The following is a 15,063-nucleotide window of genomic DNA, read 5'->3' as shown; positions in this document are numbered from 1 at the left end:
CGGCCTTGTGTCGCGATAGGGCCGCAAAGCGGCCCCGGCAGTTTGTGCTGGAACCAAGATCCTGGGGCTGCTGTGCAGCCCGTCGCGACACAAGGCCGCTCCTACACAAGAGCCCGTCCCACCTTGGCAGCTCAACGCATCCGGTTGAGCACCTGCAGCATCGCCGCCGTCTGCGCATCCGGCATGCCATCGAAGCGCTGCGGGCGGAAACGCATCTGGAACGCGGCGATCACATGGCGGGTGGCAACATCCAGTACCCCGGTCTGCTCGATCGCATAGCCAAACCGCGCCAGCTCCTGCTGATACCAGCCAACGCTCGGCGGGTTGACGCTGAAATAGGCTTGCTGCCGTGCCACGGCATTTGCATCCGGCCAGACACCCAATCCGGCGTCGGCCAGGCGCTTCCACGGGAACAGCGGCCCCGGGTCAAGCTTGCGCAGCGGCGCGATATCGCTGTGGCCAATGATGTGCCGTGGCTCGATGTTGTTGCGTTTGACGATGTCCTTGAGCAGCGCGATCAGCGACTGGACCTGCGCTTCGCTGTAAGGGTGCCAGACCCGGCCATTCGGCGTATCGGTGAAGCCCGGGTTGACGATTTCGATACCGATGGACGAGGAGTTCAGCCAGGTCCGACCCTGCCACTGGCTATCACCGGCATGCCAGGCGCGGCGGTTTTCATCCACCAGCTGATACACCGTCGCCGGGCCGTCGCCAATCAGGTAGTGGCTGCTGACTTCGCCATGGGTCAGCAACGCCAGGGAACGCTCCAGCGAAGCATTGGTGTAATGCAAGACCACGAACTGGATGCGGTTGTCCTGGTTGACCGAAGGGTGGCTACGGTCGATGCGCAGGCCTGTCGAGCAACCGGCGACAGACAACAGCAGGAAGGAAATCAGGGTTTTTTTAAGCGTGGAAAGCACGTCAGTAGCCTCAGCGTATGAGCGCTACAGTATAACGTGCTCCCCAAGGGCCGTGCTTGCCGCGAGTCAGCGGCTGCCGGCTACGCCTGCTCGACGCGGTTGCGCCCCGACTCCTTGGCCCGGTACAGCGCCGCATCGGCGCGCTTGAGTACCTGGTCGCCGCGCTCGCCGGAACGGAATGCACCCAGGCCGATGGATGTGGTGATCACCACCCGTTCGCCCTTGAAGTGGAACGGGCACGCCTCGACCGTGGCCCGTAGCACCTCGGCTATCTGGGCAGCGGCGGCCGGCGAGGTCTGCGGCAGCAACAGGACAAACTCCTCGCCGCCGAAGCGGGCGATGAAGTCACCGCTGCGCAGGCGCTTGCGCAACTGGTCGGCGACGATCTTCAGTACCTTGTCCCCGGCCAGGTGCCCATAGCTGTCGTTGATACGCTTGAAATGGTCCAGGTCGAGGATCGCCATCGCCAGATGGCCGCCATGTGCCTGCCATTCGAGCATTTCGCGCTCGACCCGCTCGCTCCAGGCCGCACGGTTGGGCAAACCGGTGAGGGGGTCGAGCAAGGCCTTCTGGCGCTGCTCTTCAAGGTGCTCGCGGTAGCCGAGCGCCTCCTGCTCCATGTTCGCCACCCGCTCCGACAGCCCTTGCAGGCGCCCAGCCAGCTCCTGCTCGCGGCGATCACGCTCATGCTTGTGCTCGTCCATGGTCACCAACAGGCCTTCCAGGCGGTTTTCCAGGATGTGCTTGAGGCTGTCGACGTCGGCGGCACCTTGCACACTGCTCTGCAGCCCGTCGACGTGCTCACGCAGCTGGGTATCCAGCTCGCGGGCGGCCGAGCTGTTGTCGGCGTGACCGGCGCTGGCCTCGTGCAGGTGGCTCTGGAAACCTTCCAGGCGTTCGTTGAGCTGCTGCAGGTAGGTTTCGAATTCGTGCTGGCCGCTGTCGGTGATCGCCAGCATGAGCACAGCCAGGTCATCCAGCACCGGGATCAGCTCATACCAATTCAAGCCGCGGGCGACCCGTTCACGCATCTCGAGCGCCTGGGCCTTGTGTCGCTCCGGCAGGCTGAGGTCATCGAGCAGGCCGATCAGGGTGTGCTCGATGTGCTCGGCAACCTGGCTGTAGGGCGGCTCCACCGCGTAGGGCAGGGCATAGGGGCCGTCTTCGCCGAAGGTTTCTTCGAGTGTTTGCGCCGGTCCTGCTTCAGCCGGAGGCTCGCTGGCGACAGCTTCCGGTGCCGGCACATCGTCCGGTAGCGGCTGCGGCAGCGGGGCTGGTGACAGTTCGGCCGTTTCGATCAGCGCCGGGCCAGGTGTCTCCAGCGCGGGCTCTGGCACTACGGGCGCCTCGACAACAGATGCTGATGAGGCTGGCAGCGGCTGCAGCGCGTCCACATCGTCGGGCTGCGGAGCACCGACGTTGGCCGGTGCTGCCAAGGGCTGCGCCTCGGCAACCGGCAGCGTCAGCGGCACAAGCGCTGGCTCGCCTTGCGCGTCATCCTCGCGGCTGCCGAACAAGCGCTGCAAGAAGCCGGGTCGGGCGTCCTCCCCCGACCTGCCCAGGGCTGACAGCGCGCGGCCCTGCAAGCCGCTCAACTCGCCCAGCAACGGTGGCAGGTCGCGTGACTGGGCCACGCCACCGTCGAGCTTCTTCGCCAGCTTTTTCAACGGCCGCGACACATCGTTCGGCAATGGCAGGCCTTGCAGTTGGTCGACCAGCGCGGTCAGCGCATCGCTGACCTGATTCATGCGAGCTTCCCGGCGCTGTTCGGAGTCCAGCACCGCCTTCTCAAGACGCGGAATCAGCCCGGCAAGGCCAGCGTCCATGTTGTCGCTGCGGATAACCTCGCGCATTTCCTTCATGCACTGGTCCACCACCTTGTCACTGCCTTCGGCAGCCAGGGTGCTGCGTACCAGGCCGCGACGCAGCAGGTCGAGACGGGCGTCCCAACGGCGCTCGAGCTTTTCCTGCTGCTCGATGCTTTTCAGGTATTTTTCTTTCCAGCGCTCAGCGTCTTCAGTCATGCCCGGGTCCGCAAACGGTGATGGCAATTAGCTCAGGACCGGCAGCGTATCCACAGTCAATGCATCAGGCAATCGAATCTCGACAGCAACGGGAAGGTGGTCGGAAATTGGCTGCGCCAGCACCTCGACACGCTCCAGCGTGAGGCTTGGGCTGAGCAGGATGTGGTCCAGGCAACGCTGTGGACGCCAGCTGGGGAAGGTGGCCTCGACTTGTGGGGCAATCAGGCCCAGGTCGCGCAACGGCGAGTGCTCCAGCAGGTCGGTGGCATGGGTATTCATGTCGCCCATCAGCACCTGGTGGCGGTAACCGCCAATCAGCTCGCGGATGTAACCCAGTTGCAGGGCGCGGGTCTTGGCGCCGAGGGCCAGGTGCATCATCACCACGATCAGCGCATCTTCGCCCTCGCCAAAGCGCACCAGAATCGCACCACGCCCAGCCGGGCCGGGCAATGGGTGATCCTCGAGCAGTTGTGGCTTCAGGCGGCTGAGCACGCCATTGCTGTGCTGGGCAAAACGCCCAAGGTTGCGGTTGAGTTGCTGGTACCAGTAGGGGAAGGCACCCAGGTGGGCAAGGTGCTCGACCTGGTTGACATAGCCCGAGCGCAGGCTGCCGCCATCGGCCTCCTGCAAGGCCACCAGGTCGAAGTCGCCCAGCAGTTGGCCAATCTTCTGCAGGTTGCCTGCACGCCCGTTGTGCGGCAGCAGGTGCTGCCAGCTGCGGGTCACGTAATGCCGGTAGCGCTCGGTGCTGATGCCCACCTGGATGTTGAAACTGAGCAGCCGCAGACGACCATCCTCGGGCAGGCCAGGGGCGTGCAGGTGATGCTCGTTGACCTGCGGCTGGTGCAGGCCAATGCCACGCGCGGTTCTGAAGCGGCGCATGGGTTACGCCGCTTACTTAGCGGCGCGCTCCTTGGCGATCAGCTGGTCGGCAACGTTCAGTACGCCTTCCGGCCCGCCGGCGGTACCCAGGTCGAAGCGGTACTTGCCGTTGACCACCATGCTCGGTACGCCGGTGATCTCGTACTTTTTCGCCAGTTCCTTGGCCTGGTTGACCTGGCCCTTGATGGCGAACGAATTGAAGGTGGCGAGGAACTTGTCCTTGTCCACGCCCTGAGTGGCGAGGAAGTCGGCCATGTCCTGCGGGTCGGTCAGGCGCTTTTTCTGGTTCTGGATGGCATCGAACACCGCGGCGTGTACCTTCTGCTCGACGCCCATGGCTTCGAGGGTTAGGAACATCTGGCCGTGGGCGTCCCATGGGCCACCGAACATGGCTGGTACGCGCTTGAAGTTGACGTCCTTGGGCAGTTTTTCGACCCACGGGTTGATGGTCGGCTCGAAGTGGTAGCAGTGTGGGCAGCCGTACCAGAACAGCTCGACCACTTCGATCTTGCCAGGCACGGAAACCGGAACAGGGTTGCTCAGCTCGAGGTATTCCTTGCCGGCGACAGGCTCGGCGGCCTGGACGGCAGTCATACCGAATACGCTGGCAGCGACCAGCGCGGCGCTGAGAATCAGTTTACGCATGCTTTACTCCTGGGCAGTCATTGGTCGCCACGACGCGACCTGCACTGAGACAGGCCGGGAAGGGGCCGAGTTCTGTAGTGTAACGGCTGCGGACGGAAAAAAGGGCGGTCCGGCCGCCCTTTCATCATTGGCCTACAACATTAACTGAAGGTTAATGCACCGCCTGTGATGGCCCTATCGCCGGCAAGCCGGCTCCCACCTCGAGCGCATCGACCTCAAGCCATATGCAGCATCTATGGGAGCTGGCTTGCCGGCGATAGGGCCATCACAGGCGGCCGAAGGGCCTCAGTGCAGGCCCTGGATGTAGCTGGCCAGCGCCTCGATGTCGTGGTTGCTCAGCTTGCCGGCGATGGTGCGCATGGTCATGGCATCGCCATCGTTGGTGCGGTTGCCTTCGCGGAAGTCGGTGAGCTGCTTGGTCACGTACTGTGCATGCTGCCCGCCCAGGTGCGGGAAGCCGGCCAGGGCGATACCCGCGCCGTTCGGCGAGTGACAGCCGGTGCAGGCAGGCATGCCCTTTTCCAGGTCGCCGCCGTTGAACAGCGCCCGGCCACGTTCGACCAGCTTGGGATCGGCCGCGCCCACGCTGCCTTTCTGGCTGGAGAAGTAGGCGGCGATATCGGCCAGGTCCTGGTCGCTGAATGCGGCCAGCATGCCGGTCATCTCCAGTACGGTACGCTTGCCCGACTTGATATCGTGCAATTGTTTTTCGAGATAGCGCTGGCCTTGGCCGGCCAGTTTCGGGAAGTTCGGTGCCAGGCTGTTGCCGTCGGGGTTGTGGCAGGCGCCACAGACGGCCGTCTTGGCCTGGCCGGCGGCGGCATCGCCTTTGACGGGTTGCGCAGCAGTGGCCGCACCTGCGACACCCAAGGTCAACAGCAGACTCACGACTAGTTTGTTCATCAGCTAATCCAACACGGCTAAGGGTGAAATGTTATGTATCGGGACTGCCACTCATCCAAAGGATGACCAAACGGTAGTCCTCGGCACTGCAGTCCATGCACAATCCACGCGGCGGCATAGCCTTGAAACCCTGGGTCACGTGCTTCACCAGTACATCCATGCCTTGCGCCAGCCTTGGCTCCCATGCTGCCCGGTCACCCTGCCTGGGTGCCTGTGGCAACTGCCCGGTGTGACAGGCCGCACACGTGCGGTTGTACAACACCTCGGGATCCTGTGTAGCCTGTGCGCTGAAAAACGGCAGGAACATACCGACAGCAAGCAGCCATTTCGCCATGCGGAACGACCTTCAGGGTTGGGGGCCGCGCTGCGTTCTGTTGCGCGAGCTATTGTTCGACACCCCATGCCCGTTCTCCTTCGCCGGGAGAATGAGCACACAAAAACTGGGGCATTATATACTTCCGCCATCCAAACGGAAACGACACCGCTTGCCAGGCTCGGGCCTATAGAGTCAGGCAACACCCACATCGGATATCCCATGCAAGTCAAGAACCCCATCCTCGGCCTCTGCCAGAAAGCCAAATTCGCCCTCAGCGCTGCCAAGGTCGAACAATGCCCGGACGACCAGGGTTACGAGGTGGCTTTCGCCGGCCGCTCCAACGCCGGCAAATCCAGCGCCCTCAACACCCTGACTCATGCCAGCCTGGCGCGCACCTCGAAAACCCCCGGGCGCACCCAGCTGTTGAATTTCTTCAGTCTGGACGATGAACGGCGTTTGGTCGACCTGCCAGGCTACGGTTATGCAAAAGTCCCGATTCCGCTCAAGCAGCACTGGCAGAAACACTTGGAAGCCTACCTGGGCAGCCGGGAGTGCCTGCGTGGCGTGATCCTGATGATGGACGTGCGCCACCCGATGACCGACTTCGACAAGATGATGCTCGACTGGGCCAAGGCCAGCAGCATGCCGATGCACATCCTGCTGACCAAGGCCGACAAGCTGACCCACGGCGCGGGCAAGAACACTCTGCTCAAGGTGCAGTCGGAAATCCGCAAGGGTTGGGGCGACGGCGTGACCATCCAGCTGTTCTCGGCGCCCAAGCGCCTGGGCGTGGAAGAGGCCTACCGAGTGCTGGCGGACTGGATGGAGCTGGAAGACAAGCCAGTCATTTGAAGGTTTGCTCGTAACCTGTGGGAGCGGGTTTACCCGCGAATGCGGCGGTGCATCCGACATCGCATTCGCGGGTAAACCCGCTCCCACAGGGCTCTCTATTAGCCATAAGTCAAATTCCGGGCAAAAAAAACCCCGGACTTCGTATGGGGAGGGGGAAGTTCGGGGTCCAAGTCCGGACCGCTAGGGCGGGGTCCAGATATCTGCCAACACTTAACACAACATAGGAGCATCGAAAGGCTTCACCAGCCATTCAGTTACTCTGAGTTCCGCTTCACCGGTTTAGTTCCAAAGCCCTGAAAACTATTTGCGATAGTTTCATGAAACCTCAGCACCACTGGCACTGAGCAGTGCCAGGATCCGCATCCCTACATCACGGATCCTACACAGCTTTCCCCGCCCGATCAGTGAGCTTCGTCCCAATTCGCACCAATTCCTGCCTCGACCAGCAGCGGTACATCCAGCTGCGCGGCCTTGCTCATGTGCTGGCGAATTTCATCTTTCACCTGCTCCACCAGGTCCTCGCGCACTTCCAGCACCAGTTCGTCGTGTACCTGCAGGATCACCCGGGCGTCCAGCCCGCTCGCGCTCAGCCAGTTATCCACATTGACCATGGCCCGCTTGATGATATCGGCCGCAGTGCCCTGCATCGGGGCGTTGATCGCCGTGCGCTCGGCGCCTTTGCGCAGGGCCGGGTTCTTGGCATTGATATCCGGCAGGTACAGGCGGCGACCGAACAGGGTTTCGACAAAGCCTTGCTCCGCCGCCTGGGCGCGGGTGCGCTCCATGTAGGCCAGCACGCCCGGGTAGCGGGCGAAGTAGCGGTCGATGTAATCCTGCGACTGCTTGCGGTCGACGCCGATCTGCTTGGCCAGGCCAAAGGCGCTCATGCCGTAGATCAGGCCGAAGTTGATGGCCTTGGCACTGCGGCGCTGGTCGGTGGTGACGTCTTCCAGGGCTACGCCGAATACTTCCGCCGCCGTGGCGCGGTGCACGTCCAGGTCGTTGCGGAAGGCATGCAGCAAGCCTTCGTCCTTGGCCAGGTGGGCCATGATGCGCAACTCGATCTGCGAGTAGTCCGCCGCCAGCAGCTTGTAGCCCGGGCTGGCGACGAAGGCCTGACGGATGCGCCGGCCTTCGGCAGTGCGGATCGGGATGTTCTGCAGGTTCGGGTCGCTGGACGACAGCCGGCCGGTGGCCGCTACCGCCTGCTGGTAGGAGGTGTGGATACGCCCGGTGCGCGGGTTGATCTGCCCCGGCAGCTTGTCGGTGTAGGTGCTCTTGAGCTTGCTCAGGCTGCGGTACTGCATCAGTACCTCCGGCAGCGGGTAGCCTTGCTCGGCCAGTTCGTCGAGCACCGCTTCTGCCGTGGATGGCTGGCCCTTGGTGGTCTTGCTCAGCACCGGCATGCCCAGCTTGTCGTAGAGGATCGCGCCCAGCTGCTTGGGCGAGCCGAGGTTGAACTCCTCACCGGCCAGCTCATAGGCGCGCTGCTCCAGCTCGGCCATCTTCACCCCCAGCTCACCGCTCTGCACCTGCAGCAGCGCGGCATCGACCAGCGCCCCCTGGCGCTCGATCTTGGCCAGCACCGGCACCAGCGGCATCTCGATGTCCATCAGCACCGGCTGCACGCTCGGCGTCTGCGCCAGGCGCGCCTGCAGCGCTTGGTGCAGGCGCAGGGTGATGTCGGCGTCTTCGGCAGCGTAGGGGCCGGCCTTGTCCAGGTGGATCTGGTTGAAGGTCAGCTGCTTGGCGCCCTTGCCGGCGATGTCCTCGAAGGCGATGGTGGTGTGGTCGAGGTACTTCAGTGCCAGGCTGTCCATGTCGTGACGGGTGGCGGTGGAGTTCAGCACGTACGACTCGAGCATGGTGTCGTAGGCAACGCCGCGCATTTCGATGGCGGGCGAGCCATTGGCGAGGATGTTGATGTCGTACTTGGCGTTCTGCCCGACCTTGGCCTTGGCCGGGTCTTCCAGCAGCGGCTTCAGCGCCAGCAGCACGGCGGCGCGGTCCAGCTGGACCGGCGCGCCTTCATAGTCGTGGGCCAGCGGCACATAGGCCGCTTCATGCGGCTCGACGGCGAACGACAGGCCGACAAGCTGCGCCTGCTGTGCGTCCAGGCCAGTGGTCTCGGTGTCGAAGGCAAACAGTGGCGCCTGACGCAGCTTCTCCAGCCAGAAGTCGAAACGTTGCTGGTCGAGAATGGTTTCGTACCTGGGCTCGGTCTTGGCCACCGGCTCCGCGATCGGCGCGATGTCGTCACCGGCCTTGGCAGCGTCACGCTGCACCTCGGCGACCCAGCTCTTGAATTCCATCTCGGTGTACAGCGCCAGCAACGCGTCGCGATCAGGTTCGCCGCACACCAGGGCATCTACTTCGATATCCAGGGGCACGTCGACCTTGATGGTAGCCAGCTCATAAGACAGGAACGCCGCGTCGCGGTGCTCTTCCAGCTTGGCCGGCAGGGTCTTGGCGCCGCGAATGGCCAGCGTCGGGACCTTGTCCAGGTTGGCGTACAGGTCGCTGAGGCCGCCGCCGATACCGGTCAGCAGGCCCACCGCGGTTTTTTCGCCCACGCCCGGCACACCGGGGATGTTGTCGACCTTGTCGCCCATCAGCGCCAGGAAGTCGATGATATGTTCCGGCCCGACGCCAAATTTCTCGTGCACGCCAGCCACGTCCAGCACGCTTCCGGTCATGGTGTTGACCAAGGTAATGTGCCCGTCCACCAGCTGCGCCATGTCCTTGTCACCGGTCGAGATGATCACCGGGCGGCCCAGCGCGGCGCTGCTGCGCGCCAGGGTGCCGATCACGTCGTCGGCCTCGACCCCCTCGACGCACAGCAGCGGGTAGCCCAGCGCCTTGACGCTGGCGTGCAGCGGCTCGATCTGCACCCGCAGGTCGTCCGGCATGCTTGGGCGGTTGGCCTTGTATTCGGCGAACATGGCATCGCGGAAGGTGCCACCCTTGGCGTCGAACACCACCGCGAACAGGCTGTCGGGGTATTGCTTGCGCAGGCTCTTGAGCATGTTCAGCACCCCCTTCACCGCGCCGGTCGGCATGCCCTTGGAGGTAGTCAACGGCGGCAGCGCGTGGAAGGCGCGGTACAGGTACGAGGAACCGTCCACCAGGACGAGGGGCGCTTGGCTCATGAGCAGAATCAACCTTTTCGACGGGTCCGGCGCTAGAATAGCCAGAATCATTGACGACAAAGGGACAAGGTTATCATGCGTACACTCAATCGCCTGTTACTGCTCGGTCTGTTGGCCACCATGCCTGTCGTCACCCTGGCGGCGGACGACGCCCCCTCGGCCGATCCCGAGGTGACCATTCGCACGGAAGGCGACAAAACCATCCAGGAGTACCGGCAGAACGGGTTCCTGTATGCGATCAAGATCACGCCGAAAAACGGCAAGCCTTATTTCCTGGTACGCGCCGATGGCTCTGATGGCAATTTCATTCGATCCGACCAGCCGGACATGCTGATTCCCTCCTGGAAGATCTTCGAGTGGTAATCTGACGCGCACCGTTCACATCAACCCGGCACTTCCCGGCGGAAGTGCCCGTATGGGCAATTTTTCATCATGTCAGTCTTCACCCCCGTGACCCGGCCTGAGCTGGAAACCTTTCTGGCGCCGTACGCGCTGGGTCGTCTGCTCGACTTCCAGGGCATCGCCGCCGGCACAGAGAACAGCAATTTCTTCGTCAGCCTCGAACAGGGGGAGTTCGTCCTGACGCTGATCGAGCGCGGGCCCAGCGAGGACATGCCGTTCTTCATCGAGCTGCTGGACACTTTGCACGCAGCCGACATGCCGGTGCCCTATGCCATACGCGACCGCGACGGCAATGGCCTGCGCGAGCTGTGCGGCAAGCCGGCGCTGCTGCAGCCACGGCTGTCGGGCAAGCACATCAAGGCACCGAACGCCCAGCACTGCGCCCAGGTCGGCGAGCTGCTGGCGCACATTCACCTGGCTACCCGCGAGCACATCATCGAGCGCCGCACCGACCGCGGCCTGGACTGGATGCTGGCCTCGGGTGCCGAGCTGCTGCCGCGCCTTACCGCCGAGCAAGCCGCGCTGCTGCAGCCGGCGCTGGATGAAATCAGCGCGCACAAGGCACAGATCCTGGCCCTGCCACGGGCCAACCTGCACGCCGACCTGTTCCGCGACAACGTGATGTTCGAAGGCACCCACCTGACCGGTGTGATCGACTTCTACAACGCCTGTTCCGGGCCGATGCTGTATGACATCGCCATCACCGTGAACGACTGGTGCCTGGATGAACACGGCGCGATCGATGTGCCACGCGCCCAGGCATTGCTGGCGGCCTATGCGGCGCTGCGGCCGTTCACCGCGGCCGAAGCCGAGCTGTGGCCGGAGATGTTGCGGGTAGGCTGCGTGCGCTTCTGGCTGTCGCGCCTGATTGCAGCGGAATCGTTTGCCGGGATGGATGTGATGATCCACGACCCGAGCGAGTTCGAAGTGCGTTTGGCGCAGCGTCAGCAGGTGGCTTTGCACCTGCCGTTCGCCCTCTAGAGCGTGTCTGCTTCTTCGCGGGTAAACCCGCTCCCACACAGGCGTGAGGCTGGCGCTATCCCTGTGGGAGCGGGTTTACCCGCGAAGAGGCCGGTCCAGGCTTACAACTGCTCCAGGCACCCAACCAGGTCGCCACCCAGCTTCTCCAGCAAGCGCTCATAGCCCTTGCCATCCACCGGGTCGGTACCGCCCAGGGCATCCAGCTCGGCCAGGCGCACCGGCAGCCCGGCGGTCAAGGTCTCGGCCAGCCGCGGCCGCAGCGGCGGTTCGCTGAACACACAGGTCTTGCCCACTTCCTGCAGGCGCTTGCGCATGGCTGCCACGTGCTGCGCACCCGGCTGCACCTCGGACGCCACGCTGAACACTCCGGTGTGCTTCAGGCCATACTCGGCCTCGAAGTAGTCGAACGCTTCGTGGAACACGAAGTAAGGCTTGCCGGCAATCCCGGCCACCCGCGCCTTGATCCGTCCATCCAGTGCGTCCAGGCGTTCGTCGAAGGTCTTGAGGTTGCTCTGGTAGCGCGCCGCATTGGCCGGATCGATCTGCGCCAGGTCAGCCGCCATTTTCGCTGCAATCACCCGCGCGTTGACCGACGATAGCCACAAGTGCGCGTCCAGGCTGCCCGGGCGGTGGTCATGATCATGGTCGTCGTGGTCTTCTTCCTCGTGGGAATGGCTGTCCTCGCCAAAATGCCGCAGCTTCATGCCCGGTAGCGCCTGCACGGCCACCGTGGCCTTGCTGCGATTGCCCAGTACCCGCGGCAGGAAGCCCTCCATGTCCGGGCCGATCCAGTACAGCAGGTCGGCATCGCCCACCCGCCGTACGTCGGACGGGCGCAACGCGTAGTGGTGCGGCGACGCACCCGGCGGCAGCAATACCTCGGGGTTGCCAACACCATCCTGCACGGCGGCGGCAATCTGCTGCAGCGGTTTGATACTGGTCAGCACGCGCACGTCGGCCTGGGCGGAAAATGCGATGAAAGCGACAAAAAGGACTAGGAATCGGGACACGGTGAATACTCGAGTCGTCAGAAACAGGTAACATAATAACGTCTCCATCCAGAACCGTCGCTGCCCATGTCCATCACGCCGCTGGCCAACCGTCCTCACGATCATTCCCATTGCGTACACAGCGCACTGGCTGAAGCCGACGCCTTGTGCACCCGCCAGGGCCTGCGCCTGACCGCGCTGCGCCGTCGAGTGCTGGAACTGGTGTGGCAAAGCCACAAGCCGCTGGGCGCCTACGATATCCTCGCCGTGCTCAGTGAGCAGGACGGCCGCCGCGCCGCGCCCCCCACGGTGTACCGTGCGCTGGACTTCCTGCTGGAAAACGGCCTGGTGCACCGCATCGCCTCGCTCAACGCCTTCATCGGCTGCAGCCACCCGGAACACCTGCACCAGGGGCAGTTCCTGATCTGCCGGGCCTGCCATGTGGCCATCGAACTGGAACAGGACAGTATCAGCGACGCCATCATCAGCAGCGCCAAGGGCGTGGGCTTCACGGTCGAGACCCAGACGGTGGAAGTGGTCGGTCTGTGCAGCAATTGCCGGAGCGCGGCATGAGCGATGCACTGATCCGCCTGGAGCAGGTCGGTGTCACCTTCGGTGGCGAGGCGGTGCTCGACAGCATCGACCTGTCGGTCGCACCTGGCCAGATCGTCACCCTGATCGGCCCGAACGGCGCGGGCAAGACCACCCTGGTGCGCGCCGTGCTCGGCCTGCTCAAGCCGCACCGCGGCAAGGTATGGCGCAAGCCGAAACTGCGCATTGGCTACATGCCGCAAAAGATCCAGGTCGATGCCACGCTGCCGCTGTCGGTGTTGCGCTTCCTGCGCCTGGTGCCCGGTGTAGACCGCGCGGCAGCCTTGTCGGCGTTGCAGGAAGTGGGTGCCGAGCCGGTCATCGACAGCCCGATCCAGACCATTTCCGGCGGCGAGATGCAGCGCGTGCTGCTGGCCCGTGCCCTGCTGCGCGAACCCCAGCTACTGGTGCTCGACGAGCCGGTGCAGGGCGTAGACGTGGTCGGCCAGACCGAGCTGTACAACCTCATTACCCGCCTGCGTGACCGCCACGGCTGCGGCGTGCTGATGGTTTCCCACGACTTGCACCTGGTGATGAGCGCCACCGACCAGGTGGTGTGCCTGAACCGCCACGTGTGCTGCTCGGGCCACCCCGAGCAGGTCAGCGGCGACCCGGCGTTCGTCGAGCTGTTCGGCCAGACCGCCGCACCCAGCCTGGCCATCTACCACCACCATCACGACCACAGCCACGACCTGCACGGCTCGGTGGTCGCCCCTGGCACCCATGTTCACGGAGCGCACTGCAAGCATGGCTGATTTTCTTCTCTACGCCCTGCTTGCCGGTTTGTCCCTGGCGCTGGTGGCCGGCCCACTGGGATCCTTCGTGGTGTGGCGGCGCATGGCCTATTTTGGCGACACCCTGTCCCACGCCGCCCTGCTCGGCGTGGCCCTGGGCTTTGCCCTGGACGTCAGCCCGGCGCTGGCGGTAACCGTGGGCTGCCTGTTGCTGGCGATCTTGCTGGTGACCTTGCAGCAACGGCAACCGCTGGCCTCCGATACCCTGCTCGGCATACTCGCCCCCAGCACATTGTCGCTGGGCCTGGTGGTGCTGAGCTTCATGCATGATGTACGCATCGACCTGATGGCCTACCTGTTCGGCGACCTGCTGGCCATCAGCACCACCGACCTGGCCTGGATCCTCGGCGGCAGCGCGCTGGTGTTGCTGCTGCTCGCTGCGCTGTGGCGGCCGTTGCTGGCAGTCACCGTGCACGAAGAGCTGGCCATGGTCGAAGGCCTGCCGGTGGCCGGGCTGCGCATGGCGCTGATGCTGCTGATCGCGGTGGTGATTGCCGTGGCCATGAAGATCGTCGGCGTGCTGCTGATCACCTCGCTGCTGATCATTCCTGCCGCTGCGGCGCAACGTCACGCCCGCTCTCCCGAGCAGATGGCCCTGGGCGCCAGCCTGCTCGGCGTGACCGCGGTATGCGGTGGCCTGGCCATGTCCTGGTTCAAGGACACCCCCGCCGGCCCGTCGATCGTGGTCTGCGCGGCGGTGCTATTCTTGCTGAGCCTGGCCCTGCCAAAACGCTGAAAAACAGGGCGCATGAAGGCGCGCCCTGCAACCTTTTCGCACGTAAAGGGTCTGTAAGACTTGTTTTCGAGCGTGCGCACCTGGGTGTAGACTTGCTCGCTTTTTGCGCAAATAGAGAGTCGCAGGAATGAAGCCGTTCGCCTCCCGTTATCTGCTTGTTGCCGCGTTTTCCCTGTTCCTGGCTGCGTGTTCCAGCGCGCCGGTCGAACAGGCCACCGCACCTGCCCAAGCCGATGCCTGGCAGCAGTTGCAACAGAACATCGCCAGCAACGAGCTGGCCACCGCCGAAGACCAGCTGGCAGCCCTGCAGGCCCAGGCGCCGGACGACGCGCGCCTGGAGCAATACCAGCGCCAGCTTGCCGAAGCCTACCTGCAACGCAGCCAGATCTTCCTGCAGAAGGGTGATGTGAACGCTGCCGCCACCGCCTTGGCCCGTGCCCGCGCGCTGATGCCGCAGGCCCCGGCAGTGACTGGTGGCGATACCGTGACCCAGGCGCGCAAAGCCGAGCTGGAGAAGGCTGAAGCGGCGTTGAAAGCGGCCGAGGCCAAGCCCAAGGCGCGCATCATCGACCCGGCTGCACCGAGCACCGTCGTGGCCTTGAAGACTACCGACAGCCGCGCCATGCGTCGCCAGCTGGATGACATTGCCGCCGATGTGGTGAGCTACCAGTGCGACGTGGTGTTCCAGGTGCCGCGCACCGAGGATGCGCCTTGGCTGAAGACCTTGCTGGAGAAGCGCGTGCGCAAGATCGACAGCGGGTTCGAGCTGAAGCAGAAGCACGAGATTCAGCGGTCGCTGCCGGCGCAGGTGGTCCTGGTTCCGCATCAGCGTTAAGAATCTGGGGGCGCTGCGCGCCCCTTTCGCGACACAAGGCCGCT

14 protein-coding genes and 1 pseudogene are annotated in these 15,063 nt (G+C 64.1%); 7 read left to right on the top strand and 8 right to left on the bottom strand.

Translation table 11 applies throughout. From position 1 onward, the window contains the following. Positions 1-131: 131 nt before the first annotated feature. The 6 genes and pseudogenes from CAG00_RS25145 to CAG00_RS25120 all read right to left on the bottom strand — a co-directional run bounded on the left by CAG00_RS25145 (position 132) and on the right by CAG00_RS25120 (position 5,708). Positions 132-920, bottom strand: a complete 789-nt coding sequence (locus CAG00_RS25145; RefSeq protein WP_025337228.1) for an N-acetylmuramoyl-L-alanine amidase — start codon at positions 918-920, stop codon at positions 132-134. Positions 921-1,000: 80 nt separating this feature from the next. Continuing rightward, a complete protein-coding gene (locus tag CAG00_RS25140) occupies positions 1,001-2,944 on the bottom strand; it encodes a diguanylate cyclase (protein ID WP_085665603.1) in 1,944 nt (647 codons plus the stop codon). Between the two features lie 27 nt (positions 2,945-2,971). Further along, positions 2,972-3,804: pseudogene (locus CAG00_RS25135) on the bottom strand (endonuclease/exonuclease/phosphatase family protein). A 34-nt stretch (positions 3,805-3,838) separates the two neighbouring features. Beyond that, entirely contained in the window at positions 3,839-4,471 is a 633-nt protein-coding gene (dsbA, locus tag CAG00_RS25130) for a thiol:disulfide interchange protein DsbA (RefSeq protein WP_025337225.1), read from the bottom strand. 285 nt (positions 4,472-4,756) lie between these two features. Continuing rightward, positions 4,757-5,374, bottom strand: a complete 618-nt coding sequence (locus CAG00_RS25125; RefSeq protein ID WP_003256951.1) for a cytochrome c — start codon at positions 5,372-5,374, stop codon at positions 4,757-4,759. Between the two features lie 31 nt (positions 5,375-5,405). Then, positions 5,406-5,708, bottom strand: coding sequence for a cytochrome c5 family protein (locus CAG00_RS25120; RefSeq protein WP_015268479.1), 303 nt, complete (start codon positions 5,706-5,708; stop codon positions 5,406-5,408). 201 nt (positions 5,709-5,909) lie between these two features. Between CAG00_RS25120 and yihA the strand changes: the two genes are divergently transcribed. Beyond that, positions 5,910-6,542 carry a ribosome biogenesis GTP-binding protein YihA/YsxC gene (yihA, locus tag CAG00_RS25115; RefSeq protein ID WP_085665602.1) on the top strand — a complete coding sequence of 211 codons (633 nt, stop codon included), beginning with the start codon at positions 5,910-5,912 and terminating at the stop codon, positions 6,540-6,542. Between the two features lie 401 nt (positions 6,543-6,943). Here the strand turns inward: yihA and polA are convergent, their stop codons facing one another. After that, on the bottom strand, positions 6,944-9,691 hold the full coding sequence (gene polA / locus CAG00_RS25110; protein ID WP_085665601.1) for a DNA polymerase I: 2,748 nt from the start codon (positions 9,689-9,691) through the stop codon (positions 6,944-6,946). A gap of 75 nt (positions 9,692-9,766) precedes the next feature. Here polA and CAG00_RS25105 point away from each other — a divergent pair, with 75 nt between their 5' ends. Beyond that, complete coding sequence (locus CAG00_RS25105) at positions 9,767-10,054, top strand: DUF2782 domain-containing protein (RefSeq protein WP_013970316.1); 288 nt, start codon at positions 9,767-9,769, stop codon at positions 10,052-10,054. A gap of 69 nt (positions 10,055-10,123) precedes the next feature. After that, positions 10,124-11,074: a homoserine kinase gene (locus CAG00_RS25100; protein ID WP_024087954.1), complete on the top strand. Its 951-nt coding sequence runs from the start codon at positions 10,124-10,126 to the stop codon at positions 11,072-11,074. Between the two features lie 101 nt (positions 11,075-11,175). Here CAG00_RS25100 and CAG00_RS25095 read toward each other — a convergent pair whose 3' ends face one another. Beyond that, entirely contained in the window at positions 11,176-12,132 is a 957-nt protein-coding gene (locus CAG00_RS25095; protein WP_085665600.1) for a zinc ABC transporter substrate-binding protein, read from the bottom strand. 18 nt (positions 12,133-12,150) lie between these two features. Here CAG00_RS25095 and zur point away from each other — a divergent pair, with 18 nt between their 5' ends. The 4 genes from zur to CAG00_RS25075 all read left to right on the top strand — a co-directional run bounded on the left by zur (position 12,151) and on the right by CAG00_RS25075 (position 15,019). Then, positions 12,151-12,636, top strand: coding sequence for a zinc uptake transcriptional repressor Zur (gene zur / locus CAG00_RS25090; protein WP_025337220.1), 486 nt, complete (start codon positions 12,151-12,153; stop codon positions 12,634-12,636). After that, a complete protein-coding gene (gene znuC, locus CAG00_RS25085; protein ID WP_085665599.1) occupies positions 12,633-13,409 on the top strand; it encodes a zinc ABC transporter ATP-binding protein ZnuC in 777 nt (258 codons plus the stop codon). Before zur ends, znuC begins: the two co-directional genes overlap by 4 nt. Beyond that, on the top strand, positions 13,402-14,184 hold the full coding sequence (znuB, locus tag CAG00_RS25080) for a zinc ABC transporter permease subunit ZnuB (RefSeq protein WP_003253007.1): 783 nt from the start codon (positions 13,402-13,404) through the stop codon (positions 14,182-14,184). The genes znuC and znuB overlap by 8 nt, the downstream gene beginning before the upstream one ends. Before the next feature lie 127 nt (positions 14,185-14,311). Further along, positions 14,312-15,019, top strand: coding sequence for a PA5502 family lipoprotein (locus tag CAG00_RS25075; RefSeq protein WP_025337218.1), 708 nt, complete (start codon positions 14,312-14,314; stop codon positions 15,017-15,019). Positions 15,020-15,063 lie beyond the last annotated feature (44 nt).

This window comes from Pseudomonas sp. B5(2017) (assembly GCF_002112825.1).
Classification (GTDB): Bacteria; Pseudomonadota; Gammaproteobacteria; order Pseudomonadales; family Pseudomonadaceae; genus Aquipseudomonas; species Aquipseudomonas putida_Z.
Note: the sequence above shows the minus strand (reverse complement) of the source record. Positions and strands in the feature narration are given on the sequence as shown.